The organism is Streptomyces sp. NPDC079141, assembly GCF_040686775.1.
Taxonomy (GTDB): Bacteria; Actinomycetota; Actinomycetes; order Streptomycetales; family Streptomycetaceae; genus Streptomyces.
On sequence record NZ_JBFBLP010000002.1, the window covers coordinates 356614 to 383367 of the forward strand.

At 71.7% G+C, this 26754-nt stretch carries 26 protein-coding genes; 15 read left to right on the forward strand and 11 right to left on the reverse strand.

What is annotated here, in order from left to right; genetic code table 11:
* Positions 1-31: 31 nt before the first annotated feature.
* Genes AB0Q90_RS06705 through AB0Q90_RS06720 form a run of 4 tightly spaced genes read left to right on the forward strand, consistent with a single transcriptional unit; the run spans position 32 to position 4488 of the window.
* Positions 32-1456, forward strand: coding sequence for an HtaA domain-containing protein (locus AB0Q90_RS06705; protein WP_363159474.1), 1425 nt, complete (start codon positions 32-34; stop codon positions 1454-1456).
* Positions 1457-1489: 33 nt separating this feature from the next.
* Positions 1490-2974 carry an HtaA domain-containing protein gene (locus AB0Q90_RS06710; protein ID WP_363159472.1) on the forward strand — a complete coding sequence of 495 codons (1485 nt, stop codon included), beginning with the start codon at positions 1490-1492 and terminating at the stop codon, positions 2972-2974.
* Between the two features lie 10 nt (positions 2975-2984).
* Entirely contained in the window at positions 2985-3851 is an 867-nt protein-coding gene (locus tag AB0Q90_RS06715) for a hypothetical protein (RefSeq protein ID WP_363159471.1), read from the forward strand.
* Positions 3844-4488 (forward strand): PhzF family phenazine biosynthesis protein, encoded by a 645-nt coding sequence (locus AB0Q90_RS06720; protein WP_363159470.1) that lies wholly within the window; start codon positions 3844-3846, stop codon positions 4486-4488. Before AB0Q90_RS06715 ends, AB0Q90_RS06720 begins: the two co-directional genes overlap by 8 nt.
* Before the next feature lie 143 nt (positions 4489-4631).
* Here the strand turns inward: AB0Q90_RS06720 and AB0Q90_RS06725 are convergent, their stop codons facing one another.
* A complete protein-coding gene (locus AB0Q90_RS06725) occupies positions 4632-5279 on the reverse strand; it encodes a biliverdin-producing heme oxygenase (protein ID WP_363159469.1) in 648 nt (215 codons plus the stop codon).
* A 120-nt stretch (positions 5280-5399) separates the two neighbouring features.
* On the reverse strand, positions 5400-6257 hold the full coding sequence (map, locus tag AB0Q90_RS06730; protein ID WP_363159468.1) for a type I methionyl aminopeptidase: 858 nt from the start codon (positions 6255-6257) through the stop codon (positions 5400-5402).
* Positions 6258-6315: 58 nt separating this feature from the next.
* Between map and AB0Q90_RS06735 the strand changes: the two genes are divergently transcribed.
* A complete protein-coding gene (locus AB0Q90_RS06735; RefSeq protein WP_363159467.1) occupies positions 6316-6546 on the forward strand; it encodes a hypothetical protein in 231 nt (76 codons plus the stop codon).
* On the opposite strand, the gene AB0Q90_RS06740 is transcribed toward AB0Q90_RS06735, so the two are convergent.
* Complete coding sequence (locus AB0Q90_RS06740) at positions 6547-7815, reverse strand: MFS transporter (protein WP_363159466.1); 1269 nt, start codon at positions 7813-7815, stop codon at positions 6547-6549. It lies immediately after the preceding gene.
* Positions 7816-7996: 181 nt separating this feature from the next.
* Entirely contained in the window at positions 7997-8599 is a 603-nt protein-coding gene (locus AB0Q90_RS06745; RefSeq protein WP_363159465.1) for a hypothetical protein, read from the reverse strand.
* An 80-nt stretch (positions 8600-8679) separates the two neighbouring features.
* On the opposite strand from AB0Q90_RS06745, the gene AB0Q90_RS06750 reads away from it, so the two are divergent.
* Genes AB0Q90_RS06750 through AB0Q90_RS06760 form a run of 3 tightly spaced genes read left to right on the forward strand, consistent with a single transcriptional unit; the run spans position 8680 to position 10758 of the window.
* The gene (locus AB0Q90_RS06750) at positions 8680-9771 is read left to right on the forward strand and encodes a sialidase family protein (RefSeq protein ID WP_363159464.1); all 1092 of its coding nucleotides are present in this window, start codon (positions 8680-8682) and stop codon (positions 9769-9771) included.
* Between the two features lie 37 nt (positions 9772-9808).
* Positions 9809-10516, forward strand: a complete 708-nt coding sequence (gene npdG, locus AB0Q90_RS06755) for an NADPH-dependent F420 reductase (protein ID WP_363159463.1) — start codon at positions 9809-9811, stop codon at positions 10514-10516.
* Positions 10517-10575: 59 nt separating this feature from the next.
* The gene (locus AB0Q90_RS06760; protein ID WP_363159462.1) at positions 10576-10758 is read left to right on the forward strand and encodes a hypothetical protein; all 183 of its coding nucleotides are present in this window, start codon (positions 10576-10578) and stop codon (positions 10756-10758) included.
* Here the strand turns inward: AB0Q90_RS06760 and AB0Q90_RS06765 are convergent.
* On the reverse strand, positions 10748-11548 hold the full coding sequence (locus tag AB0Q90_RS06765) for a site-2 protease family protein (protein WP_363159461.1): 801 nt from the start codon (positions 11546-11548) through the stop codon (positions 10748-10750). The two genes, AB0Q90_RS06760 and AB0Q90_RS06765, sit on opposite strands and share 11 nt — an antisense overlap.
* 103 nt (positions 11549-11651) lie before the next feature.
* On the opposite strand from AB0Q90_RS06765, the gene AB0Q90_RS06770 reads away from it, so the two are divergent.
* Positions 11652-12341 (forward strand): DUF6578 domain-containing protein, encoded by a 690-nt coding sequence (locus AB0Q90_RS06770; protein WP_363159460.1) that lies wholly within the window; start codon positions 11652-11654, stop codon positions 12339-12341.
* A 35-nt stretch (positions 12342-12376) separates the two neighbouring features.
* The gene (locus AB0Q90_RS06775) at positions 12377-15628 is read left to right on the forward strand and encodes a BTAD domain-containing putative transcriptional regulator (protein WP_363159459.1); all 3252 of its coding nucleotides are present in this window, start codon (positions 12377-12379) and stop codon (positions 15626-15628) included.
* A 9-nt stretch (positions 15629-15637) separates the two neighbouring features.
* Here the strand turns inward: AB0Q90_RS06775 and AB0Q90_RS06780 are convergent, their stop codons facing one another.
* The 3 genes from AB0Q90_RS06780 to panB form a co-directional block, all read right to left on the reverse strand.
* Complete coding sequence (locus AB0Q90_RS06780) at positions 15638-16450, reverse strand: ABC transporter permease (RefSeq protein ID WP_363159458.1); 813 nt, start codon at positions 16448-16450, stop codon at positions 15638-15640.
* Positions 16447-17472: an ATP-binding cassette domain-containing protein gene (locus AB0Q90_RS06785; RefSeq protein WP_363159457.1), complete on the reverse strand. Its 1026-nt coding sequence runs from the start codon at positions 17470-17472 to the stop codon at positions 16447-16449. The genes AB0Q90_RS06780 and AB0Q90_RS06785 overlap by 4 nt, the downstream gene beginning before the upstream one ends.
* Before the next feature lie 135 nt (positions 17473-17607).
* Positions 17608-18495: a 3-methyl-2-oxobutanoate hydroxymethyltransferase gene (gene panB, locus AB0Q90_RS06790; protein WP_363159456.1), complete on the reverse strand. Its 888-nt coding sequence runs from the start codon at positions 18493-18495 to the stop codon at positions 17608-17610.
* A 192-nt stretch (positions 18496-18687) separates the two neighbouring features.
* Between panB and AB0Q90_RS06795 the strand changes: the two genes are divergently transcribed.
* From AB0Q90_RS06795 to AB0Q90_RS06810, 4 genes are all read left to right on the forward strand, one after another.
* On the forward strand, positions 18688-20238 hold the full coding sequence (locus AB0Q90_RS06795; RefSeq protein WP_363159455.1) for an MFS transporter: 1551 nt from the start codon (positions 18688-18690) through the stop codon (positions 20236-20238).
* Positions 20239-20289: 51 nt separating this feature from the next.
* Entirely contained in the window at positions 20290-20931 is a 642-nt protein-coding gene (locus AB0Q90_RS06800) for a TetR/AcrR family transcriptional regulator (protein WP_363159454.1), read from the forward strand.
* Positions 20932-21111: 180 nt separating this feature from the next.
* On the forward strand, positions 21112-22164 hold the full coding sequence (locus AB0Q90_RS06805) for an endonuclease/exonuclease/phosphatase family protein (RefSeq protein ID WP_363159453.1): 1053 nt from the start codon (positions 21112-21114) through the stop codon (positions 22162-22164).
* 115 nt (positions 22165-22279) lie between these two features.
* Positions 22280-23500 (forward strand): MFS transporter, encoded by a 1221-nt coding sequence (locus AB0Q90_RS06810; RefSeq protein WP_363159452.1) that lies wholly within the window; start codon positions 22280-22282, stop codon positions 23498-23500.
* 171 nt (positions 23501-23671) lie between these two features.
* Here the strand turns inward: AB0Q90_RS06810 and AB0Q90_RS06815 are convergent, their stop codons facing one another.
* Together AB0Q90_RS06815 and AB0Q90_RS06820 are read right to left on the reverse strand one after the other, a co-directional pair.
* Complete coding sequence (locus AB0Q90_RS06815; RefSeq protein ID WP_363159451.1) at positions 23672-24289, reverse strand: DUF305 domain-containing protein; 618 nt, start codon at positions 24287-24289, stop codon at positions 23672-23674.
* Positions 24286-24948, reverse strand: a complete 663-nt coding sequence (locus AB0Q90_RS06820) for a DUF3105 domain-containing protein (RefSeq protein WP_363159450.1) — start codon at positions 24946-24948, stop codon at positions 24286-24288. Before AB0Q90_RS06820 ends, AB0Q90_RS06815 begins: the two co-directional genes overlap by 4 nt.
* 166 nt (positions 24949-25114) lie before the next feature.
* Between AB0Q90_RS06820 and AB0Q90_RS06825 the strand changes: the two genes are divergently transcribed.
* Complete coding sequence (locus tag AB0Q90_RS06825; RefSeq protein WP_363159449.1) at positions 25115-25570, forward strand: Rrf2 family transcriptional regulator; 456 nt, start codon at positions 25115-25117, stop codon at positions 25568-25570.
* Here AB0Q90_RS06825 and AB0Q90_RS06830 read toward each other — a convergent pair.
* On the reverse strand, positions 25552-26730 hold the full coding sequence (locus tag AB0Q90_RS06830) for a globin domain-containing protein (protein WP_363159448.1): 1179 nt from the start codon (positions 26728-26730) through the stop codon (positions 25552-25554). The genes AB0Q90_RS06825 and AB0Q90_RS06830 overlap by 19 nt on opposite strands.
* Positions 26731-26754 lie beyond the last annotated feature (24 nt).

Consider the following 26754-nt stretch of genomic DNA (forward strand, 5'->3'; position numbering starts at 1 on the left):
GGCCGGATCTTGCTGTCCCCGGAGGTCACCCATGTCCCCATCCCTGCCACGGCGCCTGTACGGCGGTGTCGCCGCGCTGTGCCTGGCCGTTCTCGGGGCGCTCGCCCCGGCGGCCGACGCACACGCCGCGAACCGCACTGTGCAGGGCGGCCGGCTCGACTGGGGCATCAAGTCCTCCTTCCAGAGCTATGTCACCGGCCCCATCGCGAACGGCAGTTACTCCCTCACGGGCGGCGCCGCCACCGTCGGCACCGGCGGCTTCCGCTTCCACTCGGCCACCGGCACCTACGACGGCGACACCGGCGCCTTCACCGCGTCCTTCTCCGGCGGAGTGCACTTCCTCGGCCACCGGACGGACGCCGGGACGTACCAGCTCGACCTCACCATCAGCCGCCCCACCGTCCGTATCTCCGGCAGCGCCGGAACGCTCTACGTGGACGTCACCAGCAAGGCGAAGGACACCGGGACGGTCACGACGTCCAGCCAGGTGCCCTTCGCCTCCCTCTCCCTGGGCGGCATCGACATGAAGGGCGGCGGCACCTCGGTCGTCCTGAACAACCTCCCCGCCACGCTCACCGCGCAGGGCGCCCAGTCCTTCGCCGGGTACTACACGGCCGGCACCGCACTCGACCCGGTGAGCCTCGCGGCGGACGTACCGCAGGCGGCGACCCCGTCGCCCACGCCCACCGCCTCGAAGTCCCCCACGAAGAAGGGGACTTCGGACACCGGCATCCAGGACGGCGCCGTCGACTGGGGCGTGCGCCGCACCTTCCGCGAGTACGTCACCGGCGACATCGCCAAGGGAGAGTGGACGCTGTCCGCCGGCGCCCAGGACGGGGGAGCGCTGTTCCGCTTCCCCGACGGTGAAGGGACGTACCGGAGCGGCGAGTTGGCGGCGTCCTTCAAGGGTGCCGTCCGCTTCACCGGCGCACACGGCCTCGACCTGAGGCTGAGCGCCGTACGGGTTGTCGTCGAGGACGACAAGGGCACCCTCTACGCCGATGTGACGAGCGAGGACTTCACCGGCAAGAAGGTCCCGCTGGTCACCTTCACGGCCAAGGACCTCAAGGCGAAGAACGGGCTCGTCCAGCTCACCGAGGCCCCCGCCGAACTCACCGCCAAGGGCGCCAAGGCCTTCGGCGCGATGTACCAGGCGGGCACCGAGATGGACCCCGTGTCCCTGGCCGTCGCCCTCACCGACGACGCCGAACTGCCCGCCCTGCCCGACCTGGGCAACGCCCGCACGGCAAGCGAGTCGCCGAAGCCATCCTCGGCCGCCCCCGAACCGTCGACCGAGCCCGTCGCGAGCGCCTCCGACGACGACGGCGTCCCCGCCGCCCTGCCCGTCGGCCTCGCGGTCGGCGCCCTGCTGCTCGCCGCCGCGGCCTACGCCGTCGTCGCCCGCAAGCGCCGGACCCGGGCGGCTGTCGAGGCCTCCGCCTCCGAAGACGACTGACCCACCCCCCGATCTCAAGGAGACCCCCCGACCATGTCCGCCACCCCGAGCAGACGCCGCCCTGCCGCCCTCGCCGCCGCCGTTGCCACGGCCGCCGCCCTGGGCGCCACCGCACTCGCCACGACCACCGCTTCGGCAGCCGAAGTCCCGCTCAGCGGCTATGAGTTGACCTGGGGCATCAAGCAGTCGTACCGCAGCTACGTGACCGGCATGGCGGCCGGCAGCTTCACCGCCACCGACGGTGCCTCGCAGGCCGCGGAGAACGGGGCGTTCACCTTCACGGAGGGGGCCGGCACCTACGAGTCCACGACGCACGCCGTCGACCTCGGCTTCAAGGGCAACCTGAAGATCGAGTCGAAGCTGCACGGCTTCGAGATCTCCCTGTCCGACATCAGCTTCGACAGCGCGGACGCCGAGATCACCGCGGACGTCACGAAGTCCGGCACGACCACGCAGGACGTGCCGCTCGCCGACGTCACCGTCACCCGCTCGATGACGGACATGGCGACCGTCCTGACGAAGGAGGCCGCGGACGTCTTCGGCAGCGCGAGCTACGAGGGCGCGGCCGGCGACCCGCTGACGGTCGTCCAGAAGACGCCGCCGCAGTCGCCGAGCCCGACCCCCACGGCGACCGGGTCCACGACGCCGACCCCGACGGCCACCCCGTCCGCGACGCCGAGCACGACCGCGAAGCCGACACCCACCGCGTCGGCGTCCGCGTCCGAGAGCGCCTCCCCGTCCGCCACGGCCACGGCCACCGAGGCGCCCGCCGCCGGTGACATCGTCGAGGGCACGCTCGGCTGGGGCGTGAAGGAGTCCTTCCGTACGTACGTCGTGGACGGCGTGGCGAAGGGCGAGATCACGGCGTCGGCCGGTGCCTCGCAGGCCGACGGCAACGGCGCGTTCACGTTCGTCGACGCGACCGGCGCGTACGACACGGACGCCGACACGCTCTCCGCCGCCTTCGACGGCGCGGTGAACTTCAGGGGGCACAAGGAGGGTGACGAGTACGGCCTCGACCTGACCCTCGCCGGCCTGGAGGTCACCCTGGACGGCGGCTCCGGCGAGCTGACCGCCGATGTGACCAGCCTCGGCGAGACCTCGAAGGACGTCGTCCTGGCCGACCTCGACGCGGACACCTCCGAGCTCGCGGCGAAGAACGACGTCATCACCGTCGACGACATCACCGCCACCCTCACCGAGGCCGGCGCCGAGGCGTTCGGCGGCTTCTACACCGCCGGCACCGAACTCGACCCGGTGGACCTGTCGGTGGCGCTGACGGAGGACGCGGACCTGCCGGACGGCGACGGCTCCACGGGCGGCACGGGGGGCACGGGCGGTTCCGGCGGCACCGGTGGCACCGGTACGACGGGCTCGACCACCGGCGGGGTGACCGGCGGCCTCGCGGCCACCGGCTCCGACGTGCCGGCGGCGGCCCTCGGCACCGCGGCCGCGGTGACCGTGGCGGCGGGCGCGGGTGTCGTTTTTGCGATGCGCAGGCGGCGTACGCAGGCGTAAGACTGTCCCCGTGAACAGGGGACACAGAGAACTGCTCGGGCCGGGGCGGCTGGTGCTGAACGTCACCGACCGCCCCGGCCCGCCCGCGCTGCGCTTCGAGAGGGCGAGCGGCGGACGGCTCCTGCTGCGGCAGGGGGAGCGGCCCGTGCTGCTGGGCCGGTCCGTGGGCAAGGGCTGCTGTCCGGAGCTGTACCTGCACCGCCTCGACGGCTACCGCTCGCCCCTCCCGCCACTGCGCTCGGCGGAGATGCGCTCGTCCGTCAACTGGCCGCATCGGTACGCAGGTTGGCTGGAGGAGTCGGACGGAACCCCTCTGTGGGACGGGCGTTGGGAACTGGCCCGACGGGGCGGCTTCCCGCCGGGCATCTGGACCGAGGACTTCGTACGCGCATGGCCGTCCGGCCGGCTGGAGCTGTACTGCGGGGGCGGCTGGCACGGCGTTCTCCCGCTGCGCAGGCTCTCGCCGCCGGACGCCGGACGCGTGAAGGCGTACCGCAAGCACGCCCGCGAGGGCACGCTCGCGCCCGTGCTGCTGTGGTGGGTGTCCTTCCTCGACGGCTGGGTGATCCTCGACGGCCACGACAGGGCGGTGGCCGCGCTCGCCGAGGAACGGACGCCGCAGTGCGTGGAGTTGACCCAGGTCCCCGGCGAGGAGCAGTGGCGGCGGGCGGCCGAGGAGGTCACCGAGGCCCACGAGCACCGCATGCGAGGACTCGACGACGAGCCCCGGCGCGCCGCTGTGGAACGGGCGTACGCCGACACCATCGCCTCCCTGCCCTACGGCGTGCCGCCCACCCGCCTCCACGACCTCCCCGGCGGAGCCGAGACCTGGGACGAGCTCGCCGCCCGGGTGATGTTTCAATGCCCCCGTGAGTGACTACGACGTGCTCCGCGTCTTCTGCGGGGCGAACGGCGGCTACGGCAATGAACTGGGCGTTGTCCGCGAGGGATCGGCCATGCCCGAGCGCGCGGACCGGCAGGCCTTCGCCGCGAAGCTGGGCTTCAGCGAGACCGTGTTCGTGGACGACCCCGAGCGCGGGGTCATCGACATCTACACGCCGACCCTGCGGCTGCCCTTCGCCGGGTACCCGTGCGTCGGGGCGGCCTGGCTGCTCGACGTGCCCGAACTGGTCACCCCGGCCGGTGTGGTCGGGGCGCGGCAGGACGGTGAGTTCTGCTGGATCGAGGCGCGGGCGGAGTGGGCGCCGCCGAGGACGCTTCGCCAGTACGCGACGGCCGCGGAGGTCGACGATCTGGCTGTGCCGCCGAAGGGCGAGTGGATCTACGCCTGGGCGTGGGAGGACGAGCCGGCGGGCCGCGTCCGGGCGCGCGCGTTCCCCGGCCGGGACGACGGCATCGACGAGGACGAGGCCACGGGAGCGGCGGCGCTGCTCCTGACCGACCAGCTGGGCCGAGCCCTCAACATCACCCAGGGCGCGGGCTCCCAAATCCTCACGGCCCCGCAGCCGGGCGGCTGGGTCGAGATCGGCGGCCGGGTGTTCCTGGAACGCTGATCGGCGTTGGGGTGGGCCGGGGGTGGGTCGCGCAGCCCGGCGCTATCGGGGTGCCGCTAGAGCAGCGCCGCAGGCTGAGCGCCCCGATAGGGGCGCGGGGAACTGCGCGACCAGCCCCCACGCACCCGCAGACAGCAACGCGGTCACGCAGACAGGCGGAACTCCTCGCCCAAGGCCCGGAATACCCCCGTGTTCAAGGCGAACGCCTTCTTGCACTCCGCCACGATCCGCTGCTTCTCCAGCTCGTCCACCCGGACCGCGTCCAGCAGCTCGCGGTAACCCCGCTTGAAGGCCGCCGGGTTGGTGATCTCCTCGAAGACGTAGAAGCGGACGCCGTCGCCCTTCTTCTCGAAGCCCCAGGTCTTCTCGGCCTTGTCGCGGATGATCTGGCCGCCGGACAGGTCGCCCAGGTAGCGCGTGTAGTGGTGGGCGACGTACCCCGCCGGCCACTGCTCCGCGCACTCCCGCACCCGGTCCGCGTACACCCGCGTCGCCGGCAGCGCGGAGACGCCCGCCCGCCACTCGGGCCCGCGCAGGTGTGCCAGATCCGCCTCCAGCGCGCGCAGCCGGAACAGCTCGGGCTGGATGAAGGGCCCGGCCACCGGATCCGACGCCAGCCGCTCTGCCCCGGACTCAAGCGCCTCGTAGACGAACCACAGTTGCTCGGTGTAGCGCGCGTACGCGTCGACGCCGAGCCGGCCGCCGAGCAGGTCACTCATGAACGTCGAGGTCTCCGCCTCCACGTGCTGTTCGTGGGAAGCGGTGCGGATGACTGTCGAGAAGGAGTCCATGGCGCATATCCTCTGAGGTAAGCCTTACCTAAGTCAATAGGTTCCCGACACCCTGTCGGTAAAAGCGTACAAGAAAAGACCCGCCCCCAGCAGGGAACGGGTCTCAGGGGTGTGGGTGCGCTACGGCAGGGTCAGAATCTCCGTCCCCGACTCCGTCACCACCAGCGTGTGCTCGAACTGGGCCGTCCGCCTGCGGTCCTTCGTCACGACCGTCCAGCCGTCGTCCCACATGTCGTACTCGTGGGTGCCGAGCGTCAGCATCGGCTCGATCGTGAACGTCATCCCGGGCTGGATCACGGTCGTCGCGTGCGGGCTGTCGTAGTGCGGGATGATCAGGCCCGAGTGGAACGACGAGTTGATGCCGTGGCCGGTGAAGTCACGGACGACGCCGTAGCCGAAGCGCTTGGCGTACGACTCGATGACACGGCCGATGACATTGATCTGGCGGCCCGGCCTGACCGCCTTGATCGCGCGGTTGAGCGACTCGCGGGTGCGCTCCACCAGCAGCCGGCTCTCCTCGTCGACGTCGCCGACCAGGTACGTAGCGTTGTTGTCGCCGTGCACACCGCCGATGTACGCCGTCACGTCGAGGTTGACGATGTCGCCGTCCTTGAGCACCGTCGAGTCCGGGATGCCGTGGCAGATCACTTCGTTGACACTCGTGCACAGGGACTTGGGGAAGCCGCGGTAGCCGAGCGTCGAGGGGTAGGCGCCGTGGTCGCACATGTACTCGTGCGCCACCTTGTCCAGCTCGTCGGTCGTGACTCCCGGCGCGATCAGCTTCGCGGCCTCCGCCATCGCCCGGGCCGCGATACGCCCCGCGACGCGCATCGCCTCCACGGTCTCCGGGGTCTGCACCTCCGGGCCGGTGTACGGCGTCGGCGCGGGCTTGCCGACGTACTCGGGACGCCGGATGTTTCCGGGCACGGAACGGGTGGGAGACAGCTCCCCTGGTACGAGCAGCGACTGGCCAGACATGCCAGCGAGTCTAACCAGCGGCCGTGGGGGAACATGTCGGTGGCGAGAGGAGCAGGTCATGGCCTTGTTCAAGAAGCGGACGGCCGGCAAGCCGGGCGAGTGGTACTACTGCCTGGAACACAAGAAGGTCGAGGAGGGGCCCGAGTGCCCCGGCAAGGACCGGTTCGGGCCGTACGCCTCCCGGGCGGAGGCCGAACACGCGATGGAGACCGCCCGCGAGCGCAACCTCCAGTGGGAGAACGACCCCAAGTGGCACGACGCCCCCACGGGGAGCGGCGAGGAGGAGTGATCAGGCGGGCGCGGCGGCCTCCCGCTGCTCCCGCACCCGCGCCGCGTGCTCGCTGGTCCGTGCGTCGTACGACATCAGCTTCGGCAGGCACAGGGCGAGCAGCCCCACCCCGCCGACGCACAGCAGCCCGCCCGACCACACCGACGCCCGCACCCCCCACCAGGCGGCGAAACCGCCCGACCTGACCTGGCCGAGGGTCGGTCCGACCGAGTACGACAGCAGTTCGATCCCGGCGAGCCGGCCCCGCAGCTCGTCCGGGATCGTCTGGTTCCACATGATCCCGCGGAAGATCCCGCTCACCATGTCGCAGCCGCCGGCCACGGTCAGGAACAGCAGCACCAGCCACAGGTTGCCGACGACACCCGCCGCCGCGATCGCCGCGCCCCACAGCGCGGCCGACAGCACCACCATCCGGCCGTGCCGGTGGATCCGCGCCGTCCAGCCGCTGGTCACGCTCACCAGCATCGAACCGAGCGGGATCGTCGCGTACATCAGCCCCAGCGACCATTCGGCGTCCATCTCGTCGGCCAGGAACGGCAGCAGGGCCAGCGGCATCGCCAGGAACATCGCGGCGAGGTCGACGGCGTAGGTGCCGAGGAGCTCCTTGCGGCTCCACGCGTACCTCGCGCCCTCCGCGATGGCCTTCAGTGACGGCTTCGCGGCCTCGTGCGAGGCGGGGGAGGAGGCGATGGGGATGATCAGGAGGACCGAGACGACAAAGGTCACCAGGTCGGCCGCGTACGCCCAGCCGAGCCCCGCGTACGCCACGACCACGCCCGCCACGGCCGGGCCCGCGACCCCGCCGACCGTCCAGCGGAAACTGTTGAGGGAGGCCGCGGCCGGAAGGTGCTCGTGGGCGACGATCCGCGGCCAGAGCGAGTCCAGCGCGGGACGCTGCACGGAGACCAGCGCCGAGGACAGCGCGGCCACGACATACAGCGGCCACACGGCGGGGCTCGGCATCAGCGCGTTGACCAGCAGCACCGCGCTCAGCAGGCCCTGCCCGGCCTCCGTCCACACGATCAGCCCGCGCTTGTCGAGCGCGTCGGCGAGCGCACCGCCGTACAGCCCGAAGACGATCAGCGGGATCAGCTCCACCGCGCCGATCGCCCCGACGGCCGCCGCGGAACCGGTCAGCTCCTTGATCTGCACCGGCAGCGCCACGAACGTCAGAAAGCTGCCGAAGTTGGAGACCAGCCCCGACAGCCACAGCCGCCGAAAGTCGGCCGAGGCACGCCAAGGAGTGAGGTCGGGCAGGAGAGAGGTCACAAAGGGCCATGGTCCGCAGGCGCGGCAGACCCCGGCAACTGCTTTTCGAGGCGGGGCCGCTCACGACCGGGCCGGTGGCGGCGCCGGGTTTCGGCACAGGGCGTTTACGACCGGCGGCATCGGCACCGCTGCTCGGCCCGGGGCCGCTCCCCACCGTGCCGCCGGCGGTGCCCGGATCCGCTCACCACCGCGCCGGTGGCGGTGCCGTCAACTGGTCGGCCAGCGCCGACAGCCGGTCACGGAAGCGCCGGGGCGCCCGCGGGGAGGGCGCCGAGTTCTCCCCGGCCGCCGCGCTCACCAGGTGCTGCACGGTGTCCAGGTCCAGGTCCGTGCCCTCCGGTACGGCCAGTGACTCGTGCGCCATCGTCACCAGGTCGCCCTCGCCGGGCCCGAGCGCCAGCACCGTCGCCCCGGCCCGACGCGCGTCGTGCACCCGCTCCAGCAGGGGCGCCCGCGTCGCCTCCGGCGCCACCACCAGCAGCGTCTCGCCCCGCCGTGCCGCCGCCAACCGGCCCGGCCCGACCGCCAGATGGGCCGGATCCGAGGCCCGCGCGTCATGCCGTACCAGCGTCGGGACGAGCTCCGGCGTCCCCGACCAGGCGGCCTCGTCCACCAGATGTGCCGCGAGATGCCACGGCTCGTACTCCGCCGTGCCGACGAGCAGCAGCCCGCCGCCGTGCGAGACCACCGAGCCCCGCAGCGCACCCGCGAACCGTCGTGTGGCCCCCAACCACTCCGTCCCGGCAAGGACTTCACGCAGCAAAGCGACCCGTACCGCATCCATACGACCGCATCCTGCCGCAACGGGTCACTCGTGACCGGCAGTTCACCCCGAATTCGCCCAACCTGGGCAACCGCTACGACATGCCAGCATCCGCCGCCGCCCTGCCGGCCTCCGTCCCCTTCCGCGCGGGCCGGGAGGGCTACGCCAGTTTCCGTATTCCGGCCGTCGTCGGCACCGAGGCCGGCACGCTCCTCGCCTTCTGCGAGGGCCGGGTGGACTCCGCGCGCGACTGGGGTCATATCGACATCGTGCTCAAGCGCTCGACGGACGGCGGCCGCACCTGGGGCCCGCTGGAAGTGGCCGCCAGTAACGGAGTCCACCTCGCCGGCAACCCGGCCCCCGTCGTCCTCGACACCGGCCGGATCCTGCTCGTCCACATCCGCTCCGCCGCCTCCGCCTCCGAGGCCGCCATCCTGCGCGGCCAGGTCTCCGAGGCCGACGGCCGCCGGGTCTGGGTGCAGCACAGCGACGACGACGGCGTCACCTGGTCCGGCCCCCGCGAGATCACCGGCTCGGTGAAGAAGCCCGGCTGGCGCTGGTACGCCACCACCCCCGGCCACGCCGTCCAACTGAGCACCGGCCGGGTCCTCGTCCCCGCCAACCACACCCTCCCGCCCACCGGCACGGACACCGGCGCCGAGGCCAGGTACAACAGCGGCCACTGCCTGCTCAGCGACGACCGCGGCGCCACCTGGACGCTCGGCTACCTCGACGAGAACACCGACGGATACGTCAACGTCAACGAGACCACCGCCGCCGAACTCCCCGACGGACGCGTCTACTTCAACACCCGCAACGACTCCCCGAGCCCAGGCAACCGCGCCGACGCCCACTCCCGAGACGGCGGAGAGACCCTCCACCACCCCTTCCGCCCCCAGGCCGGACTCGACGGACCCGTCTGCGAGGCAAGCGTGCTGCAACTCCGCGACCCCGATCTGCTCCTCTTCTCCGGCCCCGCCTTCCCCGGCGGCCGCGCCCTGATGACCGTCCGCGCCTCCACCGACTCCGGCACCACCTGGCGCTCCCGGGTCACCATTGACGGCCTGCCCGCCGCCTACTCCGACCTCGTGCGCGTAGACCCCGACACCGTCGGACTCCTGTACGAGACGGGCGACTTCGGCGCCTACGAGCGGATCGTCTTCCGGCGGGTGCCCGTGACGCGGCTCACCTGAGCGGATGGGGCCGGGGACACGGACGTAAGGTCTGGCCATGACCTCTTCCGACAGTGCTGCACAGAAGGCTCCCGCCAAGGACCCCTGGGACCTCCCCGACGTCTCCGGGCTCGTCGTCGGTGTGCTCGGCGGGACCGGCCCGCAGGGCAAGGGCCTCGCCTACCGGCTCGCCAAGGCCGGCCAGAAGGTGATCATCGGCTCGCGGGCCGCGGACCGCGCGCAGGCCGCCGCCGACGAACTCGGCCATGGCGTCGAGGGCGCCGACAACGCCGAGACCGCCCGCCGCAGCGACATCGTCATCGTCGCCGTGCCGTGGGAGGGCCACGGCAAGACGCTGGAGTCCCTGCGCGAGGACCTGGCCGGGAAGCTGGTCGTCGACTGCGTCAACCCGCTCGGCTTCGACAAGAAGGGCGCCTACGCGCTCAAGCCCGAGGAGGGCAGCGCCGCCGAGCAGGCCGCGGCCCTGCTCCCGGACTCCCGGGTCACCGCCGCCTTCCACCACCTGTCGGCGGTCCTGCTCCAGGACCCGGAGATCGACGAGATCGACACCGACGTGATGGTCCTCGGCGAGGAGCGCGCCGACGTGGAGATCGTGCAGGCGCTGGCCGGGCGCATCCCCGGCATGCGCGGCATCTTCGCCGGACGGCTGCGCAACGCCCACCAGGTCGAGTCCCTGGTCGCGAACCTGATCTCCGTGAACCGCCGCTACAAGGCGCACGCGGGACTCCGCATCACGGACGTATGAGGGGATGGGGGACACTGGACGGCGTCGTACACCGGTGTCCCCCGACAGGAGCCCCTCGCATGCCCCGCCTCGCCCTCTACGCCCTGATCGTCTGCGTCCTCGCCGTGGCCGCCGCCGTCGTCTCCTTCGCGCAGGGCAGCTTCCTGGGGATCATCTGGGTGCTGCTGGCGGGACTGTCGTCCAACATGTGCTGGTACTACCTGAAGCGCGAGAAGATCCGCCGGTCGTCCGTCACGGGCTGACCGAGCAGACCTCGCTCGAACCGCGCCAGAAGCGGTAGAGGTCGTAGCCGCAGTACGTGTCGAAGTCGCTGATCCCGAGGCCGCGCAGGAACGCGTCGACCATGTCGAAGAAGGCGCCGTTGACCGCGGGCAGCCACAGCAGCGCAAACACGAACAGCAGGCCGAACGGCGCGAACGGCTCCACCTGGCGGCGGATGTTGTACGACAGCCAGGGCTCGATCACGCCGTAGCCGTCCAGGCCCGGCACCGGCAGGAAGTTCAGGATCGCCGCCGTGACCTGGAGCAGGGCGAGGAAGGCGAGCGCGAACCGGAAGTCCGCGGGGACGCCGTCGAGCGCGTCGAGCCAGAACGGCGCCGTGCAGACGACCGCGAACAGGACGTTCGTCAGCGGCCCCGCGGCCGAGATCAGACTGTGCTTCCAGCGCCCCTGGATCCGGCCGCGCTCGATGAACACGGCACCGCCGGGAAGACCGATCCCGCCCATGATCACGAACAGGACCGGGAGCACGATGCTCAGCAGGGCGTGCGTGTACTTCAGCGGGTTCAGCGTGAGATAGCCCTTCGCGCCGACCGAGATGTCGCCGCTGTGCAGGGCCGTGCGCGCGTGCGCGTACTCGTGCAGACACAGCGAGACGATCCAGGCCGCCGTCACGAACAGGAAGACGGCCACGCCCGGCTGCTCGGCGAACCCGGTCCAGGTGGCCCAGCCGGTCACCGCGGTGACGGCCAGGATCCCGACGAAGACGGAACTGATCCGTCGCTCGCCGTTGCGGGTGGTGGCGGTGGTCATGCGGCTCCCTGGACTTGTCGGCACGCGGTGGGACTGCCCGACGGTACCGGGCTTACGGGAAAACGTCTCGCGGCCGGTCCCCGGTTCCGTAGAAGGTGGGGGAATGGGGTTGTGGCACGTGTTCTACGAGAACTGGCAGATGGAGTGCTGCGGCACACCGTTCACGGTGGGGGACGAGGTGAGCTGGCCGCTGCGGTTCCACGCCGCCGACGGCTACTTCGGCGGCGGCTGGTACGACCAGCTCACCAAGGTCACCGGTGAGGTGGCGGACGTGCCGACGGAGGACGGGGCGGTACGGGTGCTGCGGGACGAGAACGGGCTGGTCCTCGCCCTGCACGAGGACCCCGTCGACGTCCTCTCGGACGAGGACCGGAACGCCGAGCGGCCCGGGGACTGGATCCGCCTGGTCGGCCTGCTCAAGGTCGAGACCCACGGCGCCCGGCTGCCCGAGACCCGGGGACGGGTCCGGGCCGTGCAGCTCCTGACCCAGGGCTTCGCCGAGTCCGCGGACGCCTGGCGTCCGGTCGCCGGGGAGCGGTGGCTGCACGCCGTGGACACCTGCCCGAAGTGGTTCACCGACCAGGGGGTGGGCACGAACCGACGCCACATCCAGGCCGGCGTGGTGGTGACCCTGGAGGTCCCCGACACCGACTCCTGGCTCTCCTACGCCGTCCGCGAGGCCACCGGCCTCCCTAAGGACGCCCCACCGGGCGCGGAGACGGCGGGACTCGACGGAGCCGCACTGGCGGCGCTGCTGTCGACGTTCAGCGGGGTGGCGGGGCCACCGAACTGACGCCCGGCCCCCGTACCCCCGCTCCACCGGAGAGAATGGACCCCGTGCGCTACCGCATCCTCGGCACCACCCAGGCGTTCCGCCCCGACGGCACCCCCGTCCCGGTCGGCGGCGCCCGGCTGCGTGCCCTGCTGACCGTGCTCGCCCTGCGGCCCGGCCGCACCGTCCCCCCACAGCTGCTCGTGGACGAGGTCTGGGACGGTGATCCGCCCGCCGACGCCGCGGGCGCGCTGCAGGCGCTCGTCGGCAGGCTGCGCCGGGCCCTCGGAGCGGAGGCGGTCGGCTCCGTGGACGGCGGCTACCGCCTCGCCGCCTCCGCCGACGCCGTCGACCTGCACCGCTTCGAGCGGCTCACCGGCGACGGCACCCGCGCCCTTGCCGACGGCGACCCCGCCAAGGCGGTCGGCGTCCTCGACGACGCCCTCTCCCTGTGGCACGGCCCCGCCCTCGCCGACCTCCCCGACCGCACCGCCGAGGCCGCCCGCTGGGAGGCCCGGCGGCTGGACGCGCTGCGCGCCCGGCACGCCGCCGCCCTCGCCCTCGGCCAGGCCGAACAGTCGCTGCCGGAACTGACCGCCCTGTGCGACACCCACCCCCTCGACGAACCGCTCCAGGCCCTGCGCCTGCGCGCCCTGCGCGACGCGGGCCGCCCGGCCGAGGCACTGGCCGCCTACGACGACGTACGACATCTGCTCGCCGACCGGCTCGGCTCGGATCCGGGGCCCGAACTGCGGGCCCTGCACGGTGAGTTGCTGGCCCCGACGGAGCACAGGCCCGCCCCGGCTCCCGCACCGCCCGGCAACCTGCGCGCCCGTCTCACCTCCTTCGTCGGCCGGAAGGCCGACATCGAGACCATTCGGGGGGATCTCACCGCGGCCCGGCTCGTGACGCTGCTCGGTCCGGGCGGGGCCGGGAAGACCCGGCTGTCCCAGGAGGCCGCCGAGACCATGCGGGACGCCGCCCGGGACGGGGTCTGGCTGGCCGAGCTCGCCCCCGTCGACGACCCGGACGCCGTACCCGAGGCCGTGCTCACCGCCGTCGGCGGCCGCGAGACCGTCCTCTACGGCGCCGGCGCCGAGCAGGTCCGCAGCGCCGGCGACCGGCACGACGACCCCGTCGACCGCCTCGTCGAGCACTGCGCCCGGCGCCGCATGCTGATCGTCCTCGACAACTGCGAGCACGTCGTCGACGCCGCCGCCCGGCTCGCCGAGGAACTGCTCGCCCGCTGCCCCGACGTCACCGTGCTCGCGACCAGCCGCGAACCCCTCGGCGTACCGGGGGAGGTGCTGCGGCCCGTGGAACCACTGCCGGAACCGTACGCGCTGCGGCTGCTCGCCGACCGCGGCGCCGCCGCCCGGCCCGGCTTCAGCATCGACGACGACCCCGAGGCGTGCGCGGAGATCTGCCGCCGCCTCGACGGCCTGCCCCTCGCCATCGAACTCGCCGCCGCCCGGCTACGGATGCTCGCGCCCCGGCAGATCGCCGACCGGCTCGACGACCGCTTCCGCCTGCTGACCTCCGGCAGCCGTACCGTCCTGCCCCGCCAGCAGACGCTGCGGGCCGTCGTCGACTGGTCCTGGGAGCTGCTCGACGAGGACGAACGCGACGTACTGCGCCGCCTGTCCGTGTTCGCCGGCGGCTGCGACCTCGCCGCCGCCGAGGCCGTGTGCGGGCCCGCCGCCCTGGACGCGCTCGGCTCGCTCGTCGACAAGTCCCTGGTCGTGGCCGGGCCTTCGGGCGACGGCGAGATGCGCTACCGGCTCCTGGAGACCGTCGCCGAGTACGCGGGCGAACGGCTCGACGAGGCCGGACAGCGGACGGAGACCGAGCGCGCGCATCTGACGTACTACCGCGAACTCGCCCGCACCACCGACCCGTTGCTGCGCGGCCCCGACCAACTGGCCGCCGTGGAGCGGTTCCAGCGCGAGTACGAGAACCTGCGCACCGCCCTCCGGCACGCCGTCGCCGCCCGCGACGAGCAGGAGGCGCTGTCCCTGGTGCTCTCCCTGGGCTGGTACTGGCAGCTGCGCGCCCTGCGCATCGACAGCCGCAACTGGTGCGTCGAGGTCATGGCACTCGGCCCCGACCCGTTCTCCGAGCCCGTCACACCGGCCGCGCCGGTCTGGCGGCGCTGCACCGCCGAACCGCCCCCGATGACCGGCGAGGTGCTGATGGAGGCCCGGCGGGGCGTCCACCTGATGCACCTCGCCTGCATGGACACCGAGTTGGAGGCCTGGCAGACCCCGACGGCCCAGCGGAAGCTGCGTGTCATCACCGAGGTGTACGAACCGGGACTCCCGCAGTCCTGCCGCAGCCCCGGCATGCTCGCGCTCTACGCCGTGATGCTGTCCGGCGAGATGGACCGGATGGCCACGTTGATGGACGCCGCCGTGGCCACCTGCCGGCAGGCCCCGGACGACTTCGAGTGGGAGCTGGCCGCCACCCTCCAGATGCGCGCCAACCTCCTCGCCAACCGGCCCGACCGGGCGGACGAGGCCTTCCGGGACGCCGACGAGGCACTGGGGATCTACCGGCGTCTCGGCGACTCCTGGGGCACCGCCGAGGCGCTGTCCGCACGCGCCGAGTCCTACGAACGCAAAGGGGACTTCGTCAAGGCCGCCGCCGACTACGAGTCGGCGATCGAGCACGCCGAGCGGCTCGACGCCCACGCCCACGGGGCGGTCCTGTCCGCGAGGCTGGCCGCCGCGCTGCTGGAGTCCGGCGAGGAGGAGCGGGGCGAACGCCTGCTGCGCGACGTACTGGACAACCTGGACGGCGGCCACAACGAGGCGATGCCGTTCTGCCGGATCATCCTCGCCGGATGGCTCAGCATCACCGGCCGGCTCTCCGAGGCGCGCGAGCAGATCCGGCTGCTGCGCGAGGACTTCACGATCGCCTTCTTCGTCGTCTTCGACGCCTTCATCCTCTCCCAGGAGGCCTGGCTGGACGTGTCCGAAGGCCTCCACGAGGAGGCCCGGGAGAAGATCCGGCGCGGCATGGTGCACGCCGAGGACCCGCTGACCCGGGCCATGGCCCCGCAGCTGCTCTCGATGTACCTCGTCGTCGCCGCGCTGGCCCTGGCCGACAGCGACGCCCGTGACGCCGCCCGCTGCCTCGGGGCCGCCGAAGCGGCCATGCCGACGGGGCATCGGCGCACCCGCCTGGAGCGCGTGGGAGTCCGGACGGCGGTCGCCGCGGTGCGCGCCGCACTCGACGACGAGACGTACCGGGCCGCATACGCCGAAGGCGGCGCCCTCTCCTCGAAGGAGGCCGCCGCCCTCGTCTGACGCGCAAGGTCAGCTCTTGGTACGGAACTTGTGGATCGCGACCGGTGCCATCACCGCGGTGATGGCCGCCGACCAGCCCAGCGTCACCCACAGGTCCTGCGCGACCGGGCCGCCCACCATCAGTCCGCGTGCCGCGTCCGCCAGCGTGGACAGCGGGTTGTAGTCGGTGAACGCCTGGAGCCAGCCCGGCATCGAGTCCGTCGGCGCGAAGATCGACGAGCCGAACTGGAGCGGGAACAGCACCAGGAAGCCCATCGCCTGCACGGACTGCGCGCTCTTCATGATCACGCCCAGGGTGAGGAACACCCACATGATCGACGAGGCGAACACCGCGGACAGCGCCACCGCCGCCAGCAGACCGCCCCAGTTGGTGACGTCGAAACCGACCGCGAGGGCGACCAGCAGCAGCAGGGTGGTCGCGAAGAGCATGCGCACCACCTCCACCGCGATCTTCGCGAACAGCACCGAGCCGCGCCCGATCGGCAGGGACCGGAAGCGGTCCATGACACCGGAGTTGAAGTCCTGGCTGAAGCCGGTGCCGACGCCCTGCGCCATCGTCATGCTCATCATCGCCAGCATGCCGGGAATCACGTACTGCACATAGGCGTCCTGGCCCCCGCCGAGGGCCAGCCCGATCGAGCCGCCGAAGACGTACACGAACAGCAGGGTGAAGATCACCGGCATCAGCACGGCGTCGGCCATCGACTCCGGGTCCTGCCGGATCCACAGCAGATTGCGGCGGATGAGGGCACTGGTGTGCCGCAGATGCCCGCGCAGCGGGATACGGACGTCGGCTGCGACAGGTGTGGTGACGGCGCTCATACGGCGACCTCCTCGCGGGCTTCGGCGGGTACGACGTCCTGCGGGGCACTGGCGCGGTGGCCGGTGAGGGACAGGAACACCTCGTCCAGGCTGGGCAGTTCGGTGGTGACGGCGGACAGGGTGACGCCGCGTGACGTGACGGCGCCGACGACGGCGGTGAGCTGCTCGTCGCTGAGGATCGGGACCAGCAGGGCGCCGCGTTCGGAGTCCACGGTGGTGGCGGCGAGCCCGGTGATGCCGAGACCGTCGAGGTAGGCGGCGAGCGGGCGCAGTTGCAGCGGATCGGCCGGCTGCACGCGCAGCGTCCGTCCGCCGACCTTCGACTTCAGCTCGTCGATGCCGCCCTGGGCGATGACCTTGCCGCGGTCCACGACGGTCAGCTCGGAGGCGAGCTGCTCGGCCTCCTCCATGTACTGGGTGGTCAGCAGGACGGTGACACCGTCCCCGACCATGGCCTTGACCTCGTCCCAGACCTCGTTGCGGGTGCGGGGGTCGAGGCCGGTGGTGGGCTCGTCGAGGAAGAGGACGGCGGGCCGCCCGATCATCGAGGCGGCCAGATCCAGCCGGCGCCGCATACCGCCGGAGTACGTCGCCGCGGGCCGCCTGGCCGCGTCCGTCAGGGAGAACCGCTCCAGCAGCTCGTCGGCCCGGGCCCGGGCGTCCTTCCGCGACAGATCGAGCAGCCGCCCGATGAGATACAGGTTCTCCCAGCCCGGAAGCTTCTCGTCGACGGAGGCGTACTGGCCGGTGAGGCCGATCACCCGGCGCAGATGCCGGGGCTGCCGGACCACGTCGTACCCGACGACGGTGGCCTGTCCCGCGTCCGGGGCCAGCAGGGTGGACAGGATCCGCACGAGGGTGGTCTTGCCGGCCCCGTTCGGCCCGAGCACCCCCATCACGGTGCCCTCCTGCACATCCAGATCGACGCCGTCCAGCGCCTTGGTCTCGCCGTAGTGCTTGACCAGCCCCCGCACGGTGACGGCGCTGCCCGCGCCGCTGGGGTTGTTGTCGATTCGCGTCATGCCAAGGACGGTGTCAGTCCCCACCGACAAACGACCGACAGGCCGCCGACAGACCGCCGACAGGGGGTGCGCCGGGACAAAACAGCAGCCCGCCGACGGGGGAAATCGGCGGGCTGCCTCTGTGCCGCAGTGGTCCTAGTGGACGGAGTGCTCCTCAAGGGGGAACGTTCCGCCGACGACGTCCTCCGCAAACGCCTTCACCGCGTCGCCCATGACCTCACGGAGGTTGGCGTACTTCTTCACGAACTTCGGCACCCGGCCACCGGTGAGACCGAGCATGTCCGTCCAGACCAGCACCTGCGCGTCCGTCTCGGCCCCGGCCCCGATCCCGACGGTCGGAATGTGCAGCACGCGCGTCACCTCGGCCGCCAGCTCCGCCGGAACCAGCTCCAGCACCACCGCGAACGCCCCCGCGTCCTGCACGGCCTTGGCGTCCCGCAGCAACTGCTGCGCCGCCTCCTCGCCGCGCCCCTGCACGCGATAGCCCATCGCGTTCACGGACTGCGGGGTCAGCCCGATGTGGGCCATCACCGGGATCCCGGACTCGACCAGCAGCCGGATCTGCTCGTGCGACCGCTCGCCGCCCTCCAGCTTCACGGCCTGCACCCCGGCCTCCTTCACCAGCCGGGTCGCCGACCGCAGCGCCTGCACGGGACCCTCCTGGTAGGACCCGAAGGGCAGGTCGCCGACGATCAGGGCGCGCGAGGTGCCCCGTACGACCGCCGCCGACAGCATGGTCATCTCGTCGAGCGTGACGGGCACGGTCGTCTCGTACCCGAGGTGGCAGTTGCCCGCCGAGTCACCGACGAGCATGACCGGGATCCCGGCCTCGTCGAAGACGGACGCGGTCATCGCGTCGTACGCGGTGAGCATGGGCCACTTCTCGCCGCGCTCCTTGGCGGCGGCGATGTCGCGAACGGTGATGCGGCGCGTGCTCTTGCCCCCGTACAGCGCCTTGCTGCCGTCGGAGGTCGGTTTGGCCTGCGCGCCCTGTGCGCTCTGGGCAGCCGAAAGCTGCGTCATGGCAACGGCTCCTTACGTCATCTCGAGGCGCCCTGACGGCGTCCCCGGATCCCCTCCATGGTGGCACCTCGTGCCAAGCGGGGCTAGGGGACCCCCGTCACGTCGAGCGGAACCCGAGCCGGACGTAAGAGCCGGGTAAAAGAATTACGATACGGCACGGTCTCGTATCGTAAATTCCCTAGGCTCGGCCGCATGGCTTCTACCTCCGCTCCGCCCGCCCCCCGGATACCCGAGGCGGTGCACCGCCGCCGCTGGGCCATCCTCGGTGTCCTCATGCTCAGCCTGCTGATCGTCGTCCTGGACAACTCGATCCTGAACGTCGCCCTCAAGACGATCTCGACGCCCGCCCCGACCGGCCTCGGCGCCACCCAGAGCGAGCTGGAATGGGCGATCAACGCCTACACCCTCGTCTTCGCCGGACTGCTGTTCAGCGCCGGCCTCCTCGGCGACCGGCTCGGCCGCAAGAAGGTCCTGCTCGGCGGTCTCACCGTCTTCGGCCTCGGCTCCGCGCTGGCCGCCTTCGCCGGCTCACCGGGCGAGCTCATCGGCTTCCGCGCCGTCATGGGCCTGGGCGCCGCCTTCGTGATGCCCGCCACCCTCGCCGTCCTCATGAACGTCTTCGAACGCGAGGAACAGCCCAAGGCCATCGGCATCTGGGCCGGCGGCGTCGGCCTCGCCATCGCCATCGGCCCGATCACCGGCGGTGTCCTCCTCGACCACTTCTGGTGGGGCTCCGTCTTCCTCATCAACGTCCCGATCGTCGCCCTCGCCCTCGCCCTGATGCTGTGGCTGGTCCCCGACTCCCGCGACCCGGCCCCCGGCCGCATCGACCCCACCGGCGTCGCCCTGTCCGTCGTCGGCCTGGTCCTGCTGGTCTACGGCATCATCCGGGGCGGCGAGCTGGCCGACTTCACGGACGTCACCGTGCTGTCGACGATCGCCGCGGGTCTCGCCGTCCTCGTCGCCTTCGTCGTCTTCGAGATACGCAGCGACCACCCGTCCGTGGACATGCGGTACTTCCGCGACAAGGTCTTCTCGGCCGCGATCGCCGCCATCGCGCTGGTCTTCTTCGCACTGATGGGCGTGACCTTCTTCTCGGTCTTCTACCTCCAGAGCGTGCGCGGTCACTCGCCCCTGGAGACCGGCCTGCTGATGCTCCCGCTCGCCGCCGCCCAGCTGGTCTTCGCCCCGCGCGCGCGTCTGCTCGTCGACCGCTTCGGCAACCGCGCCACCACGACCGCGGGCATGCTGCTCATCGCCGCCACGCTGGCCGCCTTCGCCACGTTCGACGCGGACACCCCGATCTGGCTCCTGGAAGTGATCTTCTTCCTGATGGGCACCGGAATGGCGCACATCATGACCCCGGTCAGCGTCGTCATCATGCAGGCCCTGCCCCGCGAGAAGGCCGGCTCGGCCTCCGCCCTCAGCAACACCTTCCGCCAGGTGGGCGGGGCGCTGGGCATCGCGGTCCTCGGCTCGGTCCTCTCGACGGCGTACCGCGGCGCCATGGAGGACGACCTCACCACCGTCCCCCCGTCCCTGCGGCACACGGCAGGTGACTCCATCGAGGCCACCCTCGGCATCGCCGAGAAACTGGGCCCTGCAGGCAAGCCCCTGATCGCCGCGGCGGACGAGGCCTTCCTGCACGCGATGCACGTCACGGCCGTATGGGGAGCGGGCATAGCGGTGGTGGGCGCAGTGGTCGTAGCCCTGTTCCTCCCGGGCAGGCAGGCGCCCCGATAGGGGCGCGCAGCCGCGGATAATCCCTGAAGCACACGGAAAGGAACCCCCCACGTGAACCTCGCTGACGCACCCAGGACAGAGGGCCCCCACAGGGGCCGCCCCCGCAGCGAGTCCGTGGAACGCGCCATCATCGAAGGCGTCATGAGACTCCTGGAGGACGGCGTCTCCCTCGCCGAACTCTCCATCGAGCGCATCGCCCGCACCGCCGGCGTCGGCAAGGCCACCATCTACCGCCGCTGGAGCGGCAAGGAGGAACTCTTCGTCGACGTCATCCGCAGCGCCGAACCCGAGGACCCCGAACTCCCCGGCACCTCGATGCGCGACGACCTCGTCGTGCTCCTGGAGACGCTGCGCCGCCGCGGACTGGCCAGCCGGTCCTCGGCGATCCTGCACAACGTCTACGCCCAGATGAGAAGCAGCCCGAAGATCTGGGCGGCGTACCAGCACGGCGTCGTCGCACCCCGGCGCAGGCTCGGCATCGACGTCCTGCGCCGCGGCGTGGAGAACGGCGAACTGCGCCCGGACGGCGACCTCGAACTGGTCTACGACCTGTTCGTGGGCCCCATGCTGGTCCGCTCCGTCATGCGCCCGGACGCCGACCTCCCCGAGCACCTGGCCGAGCAGATCGTCGACCTGCTGCTCGAAGGCCTACGACCCGTCAGCTCACCGTCCGTCAGTTCCCCGCGCACGTAGCGGATGTGCGCGTTTCGTCACAGAGCGCGCTTTGGACCCCGTATCCGGAACTCCGAAAGCGGACTTGTTCGTCCTCGTGCCCGTACGGCCGTCATGGGACGGCAGGAAGAGAACCGATCATCCCCTAGGGTCGTAAGACGCGGGGATGATGGTGTGCACGGCAGGCAGTGAGGCGACGGTATGGCGCAGCAGGCATACATGACGGAGACGGACAACGGCGGCTCGGGACCCGAGCGTCGGGGAAACCGCTTCCGGCGCCTGCTGGAGCGGCTGGTCGCGGGCTGGCGCGGTGACCCGCGGATCTGGCGCCGGGGCACGGTCGTCGCCGCGCTCGCGGTGATCACCGCCCTGGTGATGCTGCTGCACGCGCAGATCCCGAACCGGATCGGCAACCTCGGCAGCCTCACCGAGACCTTCCTGCCCTGGCTGGGCGTCCTCATCCCGGTACTGCTCGTGCTGGCCCTGATCCGCAAGTCCGCCACCGCGCTGATCGCGGTACTGCTGCCGGCGACGGTATGGCTGAACCTCTTCGGCGGGCTCGTCAGCGACAAGACCGCGCCGGGCGGCGACCTCACCATCGCGACGCACAACGTCAACGCCGAGAACCCGGACCCGGCCGGCACCGCCCGTGACGTCGCCGCCTCCGGAGCGGACGTGCTGGCGCTGGAGGAGCTGACCGCGTCGGCGGTGCCGGTGTACGAGGAGGCGCTGGCGTCGACGTACAAGTACCACTCGGTGCAGGGCACGGTCGGGCTGTGGAGCAAGTACCCGCTGAGCGGGGTCAAGGCCGTCGACATCAAGCTGGGCTGGACGCGGGCCATGCGCGCCGCGGTGACCACGCCGTCCGGGCAGGTCGCGGTGTACGTCGCCCATCTGCCGTCGGTGCGGGTGAAGCTGGAGGCCGGGTTCACCGCCCGGCAGCGCGACAAGAGCGCCGACGCCCTCGGTGAGGCCATCGCCGCCGAGAAGCTGCCCCACAGCGTGCTGCTCGGCGACCTGAACGGCACGATGAACGACCGCGCGCTGAACGCCGTCACCTCCCAGATGCGCTCCACGCAGGGCGCGGCGGGCAGCGGGTTCGGGTTCAGCTGGCCGGCGTCGTTCCCGATGGCCCGGATCGACCAGATCCTGGTGAAGGGCATCGAGCCGGTGAGCTCGTGGACGCTGCCGGAGACGGGCAGTGACCACCTGCCGGTGGCGGCGCGTGTGAAAGTCGACACAACCGCGTCCTGAAAGCCCCCGTCAACCCGGTCGTAACCCGCCGGAATACTGAGCCCGAGAGGCTTTGTTCCGTACTTGAACATAAGATGGTACGGAACCCCGCTCCTCGAAAGGCACAGGCCCCTCCATGCCCCTGGCCCTGCTCGCCCTGGCCGTCGGCGCCTTCGGCATCGGTACGACCGAGTTCGTGATGATGGGCCTGCTGCCCGACGTCGCCGACGACCTCGGCATCTCGCTGCCGACCGCCGGCCACCTGGTCTCGGCCTACGCCCTCGGCGTCGTCATCGGCGCCCCGCTGCTCGCGGCCGTCACGGCCCGGATGTCCCGCCGCCGGGTCCTGATCGGCCTGATGGCGCTGTTCGTGGCCGGCAACGCCCTGTCGGCCCTCGCGCCCGACAACGGCTGGCTGCTCGCCGCCCGCTTCCTCAGCGGCCTGCCGCACGGCGCCTTCTTCGGCGTCGGCGCGGTCGTCGCCACGAGCATGGTCGCGCCGGAGCGCAAGGCCCGCTCGGTCTCCCTGATGTTCCTGGGCCTCACGGTCGCCAACGTCGTCGGCGTCCCCGCCGCCACGCTCATGGGCCAGCACCTGGGCTGGCGGGCCACCTTCCTCGCCGTCAGCGCGATCGGCGTCGCCGCGATCGCCTCGCTGGCCCTGCTGATCCCGCACGACGACGCCCACGCCCCGGCCACCGGCCTGCGCGGCGAACTGGCCGCACTGAAGTCCCTCCCGGTCTGGCTGGCCCTCGGCACCACGGTGGCGGGCTTCGGCGCGCTCTTCGCCGCCTACAGCTACATCACCCCGATGCTCACCGACGCCGCCGGGTACGCCGACGCCAGCGTCACGCTGCTGCTCGCGCTGTTCGGCGTCGGCGCCACGGTGGGCAACCTGCTCGGCGGACGGCTGGCCGACCACGCGATGCGGGCCACGCTCTTCGCGGGCCTGGCCTCGCTGGCGCTGGTCCTGGCCCTGTTCCCGCTGCTGATGGAGACGGCCTGGAGCGCGGCCCTGGCGGTCGTCATGCTCGGCACGGCGGCCTTCGTCACCGGCTCCCCGCTCCAGCTGATGGTCATGGAGAAGGCGGCCACGGCCCCGTCCCTGGCGTCCTCCGCGAACCAGGCCGCGTTCAACCTGGCCAACGCGGGCGGCGCCTGGATCGGCGGCCTCGCCCTGGCCGCGGGCTTCGGCGTCACCTCCCCGGCGGTGGCCGGCGCCGGGCTGGCCGTGCTCGGCCTGGCGGTGGCGACGGCGGCGTACGCGGTGGACCGGCGCGGGGTCGCTCCGCGGGCCGGCCGGGAACGGCTGGTCGCCGCGCACGTACCGCAGGAGGCGGAGACGGTGAGCGGCTGACGGCTGCGGCCAGGAGCGCCCTGAAGGGGCGCGGGGCTGTATCGAAATGCGGCTCCGCCGCGATGGGGGTCCCCCCGCGCGAGCGAAGCCGAGCGTGGGGGAGCGACCAGCCACGACGGCGCCGCAGCCGGCCGACGGCACAACGCACGATGCGGCCGTTCCAGCGGAGCGTCAGGGCTTCTCGCCGCGGTCCCGCAGCATGTCCGCCATGAGCTGGATCTCCGACTCCTGCCCGACCACCATGCCCTGCGCGAGCCGCTTCTCCACGTCCACCGAACACCGCTCGACGCAGCCCTCGGCCATGTGGATGCCGCCCTTGTGGTGCTCGGTCATGAGCTGGAGGTACAAGACCTCGGCGGCCTTGCCGCTGAGCCCCTCCAGCTTCTTCATGTCGGCGTTGGTCGCCATGCCGGGCATCAGCGCGCCGTCCTCGCCGGAGGCCATGTCGCTCATGCCCATCCAGTCCATCGGCGGCTGCGACGACACCTTCGGCAGCTTCCACAGATCCAGCCAGCCGAGCATCATGCCGCGCTGGTTGGCCTGGGTCTGCGCGATGTCGTAGGCCAGGCGCCGCACCTCGGTGTCGTCGGTGCGGTCGCGCACGATGTACGACATCTCCACGGCCTGCTGATGGTGCACCGCCATGTCGCGCGCGAAACCGGCGTCCGCCGAGTCGGCGGCGGGGGTCCGGTCCGAACCCCCGTCCGAGGCGACGGCGTAGGTGATCGCTCCGGCCGCGACGAGCACCGCCGCCGCGGACCCCGCGATCCAGCCGACGTGCTTCCTCACTGAGCCTTACCGCCCGTGCAGGCCGCACCCGGCTCGGGCGTCTGCTCGCCCTGGACGTACTTCTCGAAGAACTTGCCGAGGTTCGGGTCGCTCGCGCCGGTCACCGTGCGCTGCGCCCCCCAGGCCGAGAGCATGATCGGGTCCTTCTGGTCCTCGTACGGGCTCATCAGCGTGTACGGCGTCTTCTTCACCTTCGCCGCCAGCGCCTCGACCTCGGCCTTGGACGCCTTGCTGGTGTACGTCACCCAGACCGCGCCGTGCTCCAGCGAGTGCACGGCGTTCTCGTTCGCCAGGGCCTCGGTGTAGACGTCGCCGTTGCAGTTCTGCCAGACCGGGTTGTGGTCACCGCCGACCGGCGGCTGCACCGGGTACTTCACCTTCTTGGTGACGTGGGTCTGGGAGAGCTTGCCGCCCTTCCAGGTGCTCACCCCGTCCGCGCCGGCGACGAGGGAGCCGGTCGTCTTGGAGTCGGCCACCGAGTCGCTGTCGTCGTCCTGCGACTGGACCAGCACCACACCGCCGACGACGAGGCCGACGACGACCACCACGCTGGCGCCGATCGTGAGGATCCGGTTGCGACGCTCGCGAGCCTGCTCGGCGCGCCGCATCTCTTCTATGCGGGCCTTGCGCGCCGCGGAGTTCTTCTTGGCGGATCCCATGGCGTGATGTCCTTCTGGGGAAAGGGACGGTCGAGTCCGCTGATCGTAATGGGGAGCAAGTGGCCTCCCGAAGGGAGGTCACAGGAAAGGGCCGGATCGCTACCGAATCGACAGGTACCCCGGCGAATAATTTGAAGCGCAGATGCGCATTACCTAGCCTTCCGGTATGCGGCTGCTGCGCTCCACCGACCTCGCCCTGCGGGTCCTCATGCGACTCGCCGTCCCCGACACGTCCACGCCCACGACCCGCGAGGTCGCCGCGGACATGGGCGTGCCCTACACGCACACCGCGAAGGTCGTCGCCGAACTCCAGCACCAGGGCCTGGTCGACGCCCGCCGTGGCCGCGGCGGCGGCCTGGCCCTCACCGAGAAGGGCCGCACGGCGTCCGTGGGCGCGGTGGTCCGCACCTTCGAGGGCGACGGCGACGTCGTCGAATGCGAGGGCACCACCCCCTGCCCCCTGCACTCGGCCTGCCGCCTGCGCGGGGCCCTGCGCAGGGCCCAGGAGGCTTTCTACGCCTCGCTGGACCCGCTGACGGTGGGGGACATGGTGGAAGCGCCGACGGGCCCGCTGCTGCTGGAGATCGGCAGGAGAGCGCCTCGTCAGGCGCGCGACGTCTGAGCCAGCCACAGGTCGGGCCCGAACACCTCGTAGTGAATATCGGCCGGAGCCACGCCCTTGCCGATCAGCTGCTCCCGCACGACCCGCATGAAGGGCAGCGGCCCGCACAGGTACGCGCGCGTGCCCTCCGTTACGTCGACGTCCCCGAGGTCGACCAGCCCGGAACGGGCATCCGCGTCCGCCCCCTCCTCGTACCAGAAAGACACACGCGCATCCGCGAGCTTCCCCGCGTACGCCTCCTGCTCGGCGCGCAGGGCATGCTCGCCGGGCGACCGGTCACCGTGCACGACCGTGACGGACCCCTCGTGCCCGTCCTCGGCGAGCTGGGCCAGCATGGCGACCATCGGCGTCACACCGATCCCCGCGGAGGCGAGCAGCAAAGGTGCCTCACCGGTACTGCCCAGAACGAGGTCACCGTAGGGAGCGGACAGCTCGACCACACCACCCTCGTCCACACGCGTGTGGAGATGATCCGAGACCTCCCCGTCGGCCACCCGCTTGACGCTGATCTGCCGCAGCGTCGACCCGGGCGCCCCGGACAGGCTGTACTGCCGTATCTGCCGGGCACCGTCGGCGAGCGGGACACGCACCGAGACGTACTGGCCGGCCCGGAAGTCCGCCACCGGCCCACCGTCGAGGGGACGCAGCCGGAAGGTGACGACATCGGAGGTCTCCTGGACGCGCTCCACGACCTCCCACTCCCGCCAGCCCGGCTCGCGGGCCTCCTCGTACAGCCGCTTCTCCAGGGCCACGAGCGCGTTCGCCATCAGCCAGTAGACCTCGTCCCAGGCGGCGGCGACCTCGGGCGTGACGGCCTCGCCGAGGACGTCGGCGATGGCGGCGAACAGGTGCTTGTGGACGACCTCGTACTGCTCGGGCGTGACCCCGAGGGAGGCGTGCTTGTGAGCGATGCGGGCGAGCATGGCGTCGGGCCGCCGGTCCGGGTGCTCCAGCAGGTGCGTGGCGAACGCGGCGATGGAACCGGCGAGGGCCTGGCGCTGGGTGCCGGCGGCCTGGTTGCCGCGGTTGAACAGGTCGCGCAGCAGCTCGGGGTGGGCGGCGAAGAGACCGGCGTAGAAGCGCTCGGTGATCTCGCCGAGGTTGGCACCGACGGCGGGGAGGGTGGCGCGGACGGTGATGGCGGACTTTTCGGACAGCATCGGGATCTCCTTCGGGCTGTCGAC